The organism is Pseudidiomarina fusca, assembly GCF_032227045.1.
In the GTDB taxonomy this organism is placed as follows: domain Bacteria; phylum Pseudomonadota; class Gammaproteobacteria; order Enterobacterales; family Alteromonadaceae; genus Pseudidiomarina; species Pseudidiomarina fusca.
The window spans coordinates 1-327 of sequence record NZ_JANFPJ010000115.1; the positions used below are offsets into that span (position 1 = coordinate 1).

A 327-nucleotide genomic window follows, 5' to 3' on the forward strand; every position below is an offset into this window, starting at 1 on the left:
ATTGTTCACAGCGACCGAGGTAGTCAATATTGTTCAAACGATTATCGAGATTTAATTAAAAAACATAGACTTACTCAGAGTATGAGCCGAAAAGGAAATTGTTGGGATAATGCCTGTGCCGAAAGCTTCTTTCACTCATTAAAGGTCGAAGCCTTGCAGGACGAGCCCATCATGGATCGAGAAAATATGCGCCGAGCAGTCTTTGAGTACATCGAAGTTGATTACAACAAGACAAGAAGGCATAGTGCTATTGGCTATCTCAGCCCAGAGAACTTTGAATTAAAAAATAGTGCTTAGCAAAGTGTCCACTTTTAGTGGTACGGATCA

General features: G+C 40.7%; 1 protein-coding gene. It reads left to right on the forward strand.

Annotated features, from left to right (window positions below):
- Nucleotides 1-297 (forward strand): IS3 family transposase (locus NOG12_RS13325; RefSeq protein WP_313933525.1); only part of this gene is annotated, 297 nt, incomplete at its 5' end.
- Nucleotides 298-327 lie beyond the last annotated feature (30 nt).